Source organism: Rahnella sp. 2050, from assembly GCF_040544515.1.
Lineage (GTDB): Bacteria > Pseudomonadota > Gammaproteobacteria > Enterobacterales > Enterobacteriaceae > Rahnella > Rahnella aceris.
The window spans coordinates 89,694-98,703 of record NZ_JBEPKE010000012.1 but is presented as its reverse complement, the minus strand read 5'-3'; the positions used below and the strand labels follow the sequence as shown (position 1 = coordinate 98,703).

At 49.0% G+C, this 9,010-nt stretch carries 5 protein-coding genes; 1 reads left to right on the top strand and 4 read right to left on the bottom strand.

All coding sequences use genetic code 11. The features are described from left to right. Positions 1–362 precede the first annotated feature (362 nt). Together ABIC79_RS24690 and ABIC79_RS24685 are read right to left on the bottom strand one after the other, a co-directional pair. Positions 363–1,013 carry a hypothetical protein gene (locus ABIC79_RS24690; protein WP_354568786.1) on the bottom strand — a complete coding sequence of 217 codons (651 nt, stop codon included), beginning with the start codon at positions 1,011–1,013 and terminating at the stop codon, positions 363–365. 280 nt (positions 1,014–1,293) lie between these two features. Beyond that, positions 1,294–2,670 (bottom strand): DUF8534 domain-containing protein, encoded by a 1,377-nt coding sequence (locus tag ABIC79_RS24685; RefSeq protein WP_354568784.1) that lies wholly within the window; start codon positions 2,668–2,670, stop codon positions 1,294–1,296. Positions 2,671–3,074: 404 nt separating this feature from the next. On the opposite strand from ABIC79_RS24685, the gene ABIC79_RS24680 reads away from it, so the two are divergent. Next, positions 3,075–4,661, top strand: a complete 1,587-nt coding sequence (locus ABIC79_RS24680) for a sensor domain-containing diguanylate cyclase (protein ID WP_013578364.1) — start codon at positions 3,075–3,077, stop codon at positions 4,659–4,661. A gap of 357 nt (positions 4,662–5,018) precedes the next feature. On the opposite strand, the gene ABIC79_RS24675 is transcribed toward ABIC79_RS24680, so the two are convergent. After that, entirely contained in the window at positions 5,019–7,118 is a 2,100-nt protein-coding gene (locus tag ABIC79_RS24675) for a peptidase domain-containing ABC transporter (RefSeq protein ID WP_013578365.1), read from the bottom strand. Next, positions 7,111–8,385: an HlyD family secretion protein gene (locus tag ABIC79_RS24670; protein WP_013578366.1), complete on the bottom strand. Its 1,275-nt coding sequence runs from the start codon at positions 8,383–8,385 to the stop codon at positions 7,111–7,113. Before ABIC79_RS24670 ends, ABIC79_RS24675 begins: the two co-directional genes overlap by 8 nt. Positions 8,386–9,010 lie beyond the last annotated feature (625 nt).

Here is a 9,010-nt window from a genome sequence, read left to right as displayed (position 1 = left end):
CTGAATTTGCGGCGGCCTGGAGAAAGGGTAATTCTGATAGTGAAGGATCCGACATTACTAAGTGAGCGTTGTATCTAATCCTGGGGGCAGGTCAGCTGATCCAGCATAAAGGCAAGCCGGTTCACCTGTGGTCTCTGACGCGCTGGTTTCAAAAATGCAGAGAATCGGCAGGCATAGAAGCCGCTGGCGGAAAAATGCCGCCTAGCTTCCGGGAGCAGCGGAGGAATCTCATCGCACGAAAATTCAGGAGAGTCGTAATGTGGATACACGAAATCAGCTTATAGCTGCATCACAAGGTAAGTAAGTAAAAGCCCATCTTAATAACAAGGTGTGCTACATAAAATAAGAATAAAACTTAATGTTTATTTTAGAGGGCTGTTAACGTCGATTTTATTAACGTCCCAAACCGGCGAGGTTTGAGATATGACCTGATAACTCGTAAAGTTCCAAACATCCTCTGGGTTTTTAAAGCTCGCCAGTGTGAGGAATAGATGCACAGTACCTTTTTGATCGACATAATTATGAGTGGTAAAAGGGAAGTAACCCACTTTATTTGTTTTTGAAATGTACGCCCCATTATCTGTCATGCTCCAGTCCGTCGCCGTATCATTGATAGTTTTGGCTTTTATATCAACAGTGTTCAACGTTTTCATGGCGAGTTCAGCAGGAAAATGCTCGACAATATCCTTGATACTTACGGGCTGTGTCGTTGCGCTAACGTCTTGCCACCCCTTCGCTGTAGCGTAAGCTTTCATGAAACATTCGTCTAAGTTTCGGGTTGCCTCACCTAACTCCTGAGGATCGCGACCTGGATATCCAACAATTTTTTTCCCTGCCTTACGCAAAGTGACATATTCATCACACGTTTTTACTTGTACCTTACTGCCATCGTTAAGTTTTAATAAAACGGTTGCATTATTAAGTTCTAACACATCATCAGTTTTGCTTTCCTTGCTGACGGCATTGCTAGATATAATTATCGCCACTAATGTGAGTAATGTTTTAATCTTCATATTTTCTCTTTAAACATCAAGTTTAAAATTGAATACCGGTATTTGTCATGTGAGCGTAGAAATTAATGACACATTGGGCATGTGTACAATAATTCTTCATGTCAGTGTAGACGTAATTTCTCTTACTTTTCAAGACTTGCTTTGAGTACTTATCGGTTAACTCTTTGCTAGTGCTGCCCTTAGGGAACGTTCGTTCATGGCTGAAAAATCCGAATTTTTTACCAAGCTGAATAAAGCCGTTTCCCCGGATGAAGATTTAAAACCAAAGTGTGCAATTCCTTTAAGTGGGCGGCATTAGAGTCTGGGTCTCATCACTCGTTTTCACACCTTCCAGATTCAGCATGACCCCGTACAAATGGTTGGTAAAGCGCTTGTCTACTTCCTGTGGCCAGCGTGGCGGATCGGTTTGTAACGTTCCCAACGTGCGCATCCCTTTATGCTGCTCGGCTTTACGCTCGCAGTACTCATCATCAGTGTATCCCATTGTCTCGATGACCACGGTATGTTCCCGGCCGTCTGGTTTTCTGGCCTGTATAATAAAATCCGGCAGCACAAAGCCTTTGTCTCCCTCGACGTCTACCTCAATATCAAACAGGGGTTTCACCAGAGTAAGGTCGCCCGCTTTGCCTTTGAGCCATCTGGCCACTTCTGCTATCCCTTCCAGCGTTTGCCGCTCCAGCCCGCTGTCTACCGGTACCGGACAGGTACGCCGAAACAGAGCGTGCGCATACCCTTCACTGCATATGATCGTACCCTCAGCCCCGCGCCGGAAGGCCAGGATCACCCAATAAGGCGGCCTCACGCCTTCCTGCGACTCTCCGTTGATGCTTACACCTTTCTCCGGGGCGAACATTCGTTCACCACCGTTCCAGGCAAAGGTTGCGTGCTCACGGCTGACCAGGTCCGACATGAATATTTGATAAAAAACCCGGGCTTTGCCAGCAGGCCAGTTTGCGTCCGGGCACTCCAGTGTCAGCATCAGCCTTTCCTGAGCAGCTTCGCCCATCGCCGGCTGAAACCGTATGATTTCCGAAAGCCGGCGGCCGCGGATAAACTCCTGCGCATCCGCCGAGGCTGCAAGGGCGTCAAGCCAGATTCTGGCCGTCTTGTTAGGCAGCAGGCTGACCGGGCTGAAGGTGTTCAGTCCCGCATCCTCGATGAGCGTCAGGAGGAGGCGCGCAAGGCGGGGACGGCGTTTGCGCCGGGTTCGGTCATCGCCTGCCGTCACCGGCTTGCCCTGCGCTTTAATGGTTGTTTCCGACTCGTCGGCGGGTAAAAAATCTCGGTAATTGAGGCGCTTGCTGCCGGCAGCTTGCCGAGTTCCTGAACGGGTGGCATCCTCATCGCCTTTAAAGACCCGGAACATCGGACAGGACGGATCATGACTGTGACCAAATCCTGACAGGAACAGCGTCTGGGTTTCAGACATCAGCTTGGCACTGTTGAGCGCGGGCGTGTCGCCGGCTAAGCAGCTGCACTGCAGCCAGAGTTCACTCTCACGCATTTCAAGGATAACGTATTCCGCCAATGCACGATCCTGCGCATTGCGCGCCTGCTTGTGGCCGAAGATATTTTTAACAGCAGTTTCTTCTTCCTCAGTTAGCCAGCGTTTCAGGGCACCCCGTGGAGCTTTTTTTCTAATGAGCTTCATGACCATGTTTATCTCCTGTTCCTGCACAACGGCTTTAAAACACACTTTAGCGATGCGGCGTTTTTGGTGATCATCTCTTTTACTGCATAACGAAGCCAGATAAGAGTTCCAGAGGAGAGGAAAGCCTGTACTGGAATTTTTTGAGGAAAAAGAACATGCAGTTGAATGACTAGAATTTAACATAATGATGATTATACGAACTTAACTCATTGATTTTATTTAGTTTACAGGTGCGGCATTAAAGTGCAAACAGAACCACGTAAAGTTAGCCATACGCTTTACACACCACCTCATAATAACCCGATGATAAAAAGCCATTTGTGATGATATAGCTCATCTAAACTTGGGGTTAATGCCATACTAGACTTCTCCCCAGGTTTCATGCTCACAGAATGAAGGAGCGAATTGTATTGAATGCATCCCCCAACGATTCGGACCGCTATCTCCTCCTCCTGAGCGGTATGAAGCGCCCTGTTACGACTATGGTTATATTAGCTACAGCGCTTGTCTGTCTGTTGATATTGGTCCTCGCCGGCGCATTTATTTCTGCATCCCGCACAGCGCAACTGGGCGATGCTGAAGTGGCCAACACGAATATTGCCCGCATGATCGCTGTACAGATGGAATCAACCCTCAAAACCGCAAGTGTTGCTTTGACCGATCTTTCGGAACGTCTGGAAGTCGAAGGTACCGGTGCACACGAACTCGGCCGGCTGCAGGCTCACCTGGTTGAAACAGCCAAGGCCAACTCCGAACTACACGGATTATTCGCCTACGGAGCGGACGGAACATGGCTGGCTACGTCTCTCAACCGCCCGGTTAAAGGGAATAATGCAGACCGTGAATACTTTACGTACCACCGCGCTAATCGAAGCCTTGCAGTACATGTAGGACCGCCAATTAAAAGCCGGTCCACCGGCGTCTGGATTATTCCGGTATCACGGAGAATTAACCTACCGGACGGAAGCTTCGGCGGTGTTGTCCTCGTTACGCTCAAAATTAATTTTTTTGAACGTATTTATAACGAAATTGATATCGGCAAAACCGGCACCGTCTTGCTCGCACTTACCGATGGAACGTTGGTGTACAGGCGGCCTTTTGAAGAAAAGCTGATCGGGACTGATATTTCTAAAGGCCCTGTTCTGCAGGCTCTGTCCACGCATTACGCCGGTTCCTCAACCCTGGTCTCAAAGATTGACCGGATCGAACGGCTGTACAGCTACAGGCACGTGGATGGCTACCCCTTCATTGTTGCTGTCGGGCGCACGAAAACAGAATTATTAAGCCAATGGCAGCGCTCAAGCTTGTTCCTTGGCGGTGCGGTATTGGTGATCTGCGCGATGTTCGGATTGCTCGCATCAAAACTTGTCAGGCAAATAGGTATCCGGGACACGCTCGCTCAAAAACTGCATGACCGTTCCGAGGGGCTTGAACAGTACAATATTGGCCTGCAGGTACTGGCAAACACGGACAAGCTTACCAGCATCGCAAACCGGTTGATGTTCGATAAAATTCTTGATCAGGAACTTAAACGTGCGCAACGCGGCGATGATTGCCTTTCGCTAATCTTGCTGGATGTGGACCTTTTCAAGAAGTTCAACGACCGCTATGGACATGTGGCTGGCGACACCGTTCTGCACAGCATTGGCAGGGTAATGGCTGAACAGGTGACCCGAGCCGGCGACCTGGTCGCACGCTATGGCGGCGAAGAGTTCGTCGTTATTTTGCCTGGCACCGATACAAAAGGGGCGATCGAAGTTGCTGAGCGCATTCGCGAGGGGATACTCGCATTGACGATTCCCCATTTGGATACGCCATGGGGTCAGGTCAGTGCAAGTTTCGGCGTTACGACTGTTTATCCAGGCCAGCACAGAGGTTTGGTGTCAGCAGATGTTGTCAATCGCGCCGATCAGCAGTTGTATGAGGCGAAACGTACAGGACGAAACAGAGTCTGTGCCGAAGGTTCAGTTAAGAAAACAGGTAAGATGATGCCCTAGCCATGACCGGATAATAATTCTTTGTCCATTGCGCTGGTAGCTTCATCTAAAACAAAACTGCAGAGTGGCCAATTCGTTTAAGAGACGGCATTAGATTTTGTGGTAATCACTCATTTTTCATTCCTTCTATATTCAGCATTACCCGTATAAATGATTAACAAAGGGTTTTCTAATTCTTATGGCCAATGTGGCGGGTCAATTTGTAACGTTCCCAGCGTCCGTACTCCTTTAATCCGGTACTTGCTGACCCGAAAAATTCGTTTGGTGAAAGACTATCAAGATGGGGTAAAATGGCTCCCTATTGTAGTATTCAATGACGTATCTGATCAGAAGCCTCATTCACCATACTATTCCACCTCATTCCAGATATATCACCCGGTCTGCCGAAGCTATCGTCGTCTCTCGGTGAGCAATGATAACCCTTGTGATGTCTAGTGCTTTGATCGCGTGATTCACCATCGCCTCGCTTTCCTTGTCCAGGGCGCTGGTAGCCTCATCTAAGAACAAGACTGCAGGTTTTTTATAAATTGCGCGGGCTAGAAATAGTCGCTGTTTTTGCCCGCCTGACAACCCTTCTCCCAATTCACCGATCAGGGTTTCATACCCCATGGGCATTTGCTTGATGACCTCATGCAGGTAGCTGGCCCGGGCACATTCCTGCATCCAAGTTTCATCCACTTCGTCTGCAAATCCGCAAATATTCTCCCGGATGGAGCCGGAAAACAACTTGTCATCCTGCATCACGCAGGCGATCATCTTATGGTAGTTATTGATACCCAGTTGCTGAATATCAATACCGTTCACCTCTACCCTGCCATTATCAGGATAAAACAGCCCACACAATACCTTCATCAAGGTGGTCTTTCCTGAGCCGGACGGCCCAACAATAGCCACACTTTCTCCTGGCGCGATAGTGATGTCCAACCCGTTGAAAATGGGCGGAGACTGGCTGTCATAACGGTAACTCAACGCATAGGTTGCCAGCGACACCGGCTGTAAACGCGCCTCATAAGGGAGGTCCGGCTTACGGTTTTCCTGCGGATGCAGGGCGATATCGGCAATACGTTCGTTGTGCAGACTCATCATGCGCAATTGCAGCAGGAAGTTGGTCAATGAACCAATTCTGTCGGAGAACTGTCCGCGAAAAGCGCCGAACGCAACGAACATACCGATAGTCATCTGGTTGTCTATTACCAGGCTGGTACCCAGCCACAGGATCACCACCTGATCACCGGCTGAGACAAGGGTGTTGATGCCGCCAAACAGCATGTCCATCTTAGTCACCCGGATCCCGGTATTGATGGTATCGATCTCGAGGTTGAGCCAGTGGGCACTGCGTCTTTCTGCTATCCCCTGCATTTTGACTGTGGCGATCCCGTACAGGGTTTCCATAAAATAGGAACCGGCGCGGGCATTTCTTACTAAAGACTCTTCTGACAGTTGCCTGTAATAACCGTAGGTCAGTAGCCTAAGGAGTACATATAGGGCTGTGAAGGCCATAACTATCCAGGTTAACCAGCCTCCGTACAAAATCATCATCACGAACACGCCGACCACCATGATAATGTCCATAATCGCACCGACAATACTGGCCGTGAAGGTGCTGCGCAATGTATCCAGCGAGCCGAAGCGCGACTGGATATCCCCCAGTTTACGGCGTTCAAAATACCCCAGGGGCAGTCGCAACAGATGATTGAACAACCCGGATTGCCACTGGATGTTGATGAGGGTAGCCATGACTAATGAGGACCAGGAACGCACCATGCTGACTGCCGCCCGCAGCAGAATAAAGAACAACAACCCCGCGCAAATTAAGGTCAGCAAACCGCGATCGCCGGCAGGGATCGCATGATCCATCACCAGTTGTGTACCAACCGGCATCACAAGGTTGATGGTTTCAATCACCACTGACAGACAAAAAATCTTGCCTAGCGTCCCTTTGAGGCCGTGTACGCTCCCCATAAGCGTGCTAAGACTGAGCCGGTTTTGCACGGTGTCTGCTTTGAATGCAGCGCCTGGCCAGGCCTCGAGTGCCACGCCGGTGAAACTGTGCGACACCTCCGCCATGTTGATGGTCCTTCGGCCCCTGGCCGGGTCATGTATAACCACGTGATTACGCCTGACGCTCACCAGAACGACAAAATGGTTAAACTCCCAGTGCAGTATGCACGGCACTTTTAGCGCACTGAGATCTTCAATATCCAGTGACAGGGGACGTGAGGACAAACCGAGTTGTTCGGCGATACCGGTTAATCCGGACAACGTGGTGCCACGCGCCGAGAGGTTGAACTGCTGGCGTAGCGCAATCAGATCGACGTTCTTGCCATAGTGGCCGCAGATCATCGCCAGACAAGCGAGGCCACACTCAGAGGATTCTGTTTGATGAACTAGCGGGACGCGTTGTCGCAGCCGGATGTCGAGCTGGCCGAGCAGTTTTTTGACAGAGAGCCTACTCATTGACCGGTCCCGACGCGCTGTGTTTCATGTCGTAGAACGGTGATAGCATCCATTGATATATCTTCCTTTTTTCCAAAAATAGTGTGCTCTCCGCTTTCATACCGTTTTCAAGGTTCAGGCGTTTACCGTTATACATAATGGTCTGCTTCTCTGGTCTGACGATCACCTTGTAGTAAGGGACTGCGGAGGTCAGCGCGGGTTTGGGGGCACCCTGATAGGTCAGCATTTCCTGCGGTGACGCCGGTGCTCTGGAAATCACTGACACCGTGCCGGCGAACTGCCCAAATTTCTGCGAAGGGAAGGCTTCATAGCGAATGTTGACCCGGTCCCCTGGGGAAATATAGGGAATAGCATCATTGGGTACCCAAAGTACCAGAGAGTAATGATCAATGCAGGGTGGGATAACCTGCAGCAAACTGTCGCCGACGTTGACCATTTGCCCTACCGTGACGCTAAGGGAGTCGACGCGACCGTCAACCAGTGCACGGACGATGATGGTTCCGCCGGCATCGATATTCAGCCGTTCTTTTTGCAGTTCGTAGCGCTGGAGTTCCATTTGATAAATCTGGTTATCAAATTCTGAGGCCTGTGTGTGGATTTGACTTTCCAGGGCGGTGATCTGCAGAGAGTTTTGCTCGTTTTGGCCGGTAAGACCCAACAGATTGTTTTGCTGCTGGTAATACAACGCCACCTGATTGGTGAGTTGATCCTTATTGATAAGCCCCTTGGTCTGGTATTGCCGGTAGTTCTCCATATTCTCTTTCATAATACGGAGCCCTTCCTCGGCGCGCCGGAGTATGTCGGTGGAGCGCTGTAAAGCCACGGTATATTGTGCCTTTTGTTTCTCCAGCATCTCGACCGTGTCTTTTTTGCTGCTATCCAGCCGGTCGATGATTTGCGTAATGCGCTCAAGCTGGTCATCGATGTCCCGGCGTTGGTTATCGCTGACCACGCCGCTGCGGGTACTTTTACTCACATCTATCTGATAAATGGGAGTACCCGTTTTGATTACCTGCCCTTCAGTAACAAATTCTTTGACTACCACGCCCTGAACCCCGGAATAGACGTTAGCCACGCGTGGGTAGGTGCTGATCTCACCGGTCACGTTGACTCTGCGGGTATAATTTACGGCAATGACAAAGGTCAGGAAGGTGGTAATAAATAAAAGGCATAATAACGCGGTAACCCAAAAGGGAATACCGGGGAGGAGTAGCGCTCGGCCGCGCCATTTCATTTTCTGATTATTAATCGCTTCCTGGCGAAACACGGTCTGCCCTTCCTTAGCGAGTTGAGATGTGATGCGTCACGTTGATTATGCTATGCCCTTATCTTACACCGGCAAGCGTTGGTTTATCTGATCGTTTGATTGTTTCGTCCGCATTTTTCTTATACTAGCGCAGTGGCTTAATCTTAACCATTGCGCGCGAATGTCTTACCTCTTTCAAACTCAGCAAACGTGGCCAGTACATATTTAACAAGGGTCAGCTGCTCCCAAGCATATGCTTCATTCTCGAGGCTAAGCATTATTGGGAATATTATACATATCTTAAAAAGATAACCCCCGCCAAGCTTGTGTAGATGCAGGCGACATCCCAGCCCAGAATAGTACTCCTGTTTTGTTTGATAACTTTACCCAACAAACATCTTTTAAAAAAAATTGTTTAAAGGCGTTGGGGAAAACACAAGACAAAACAATGCTGTGAGATAAAAAATCAATATTTTTCATAATCTTATAATTAATTTTTTGATTTTTAACGTGTCATTAAATAGCATGGGATGAGAGTAATAAAATGAATGCCTGCCATAAAAATTTTAACAAAAGGAAATTAAATGTAACTAAAGGTAAGAAAACTGACAAAATCTTACCTTTGGGCGTATAACTATTTTGTACC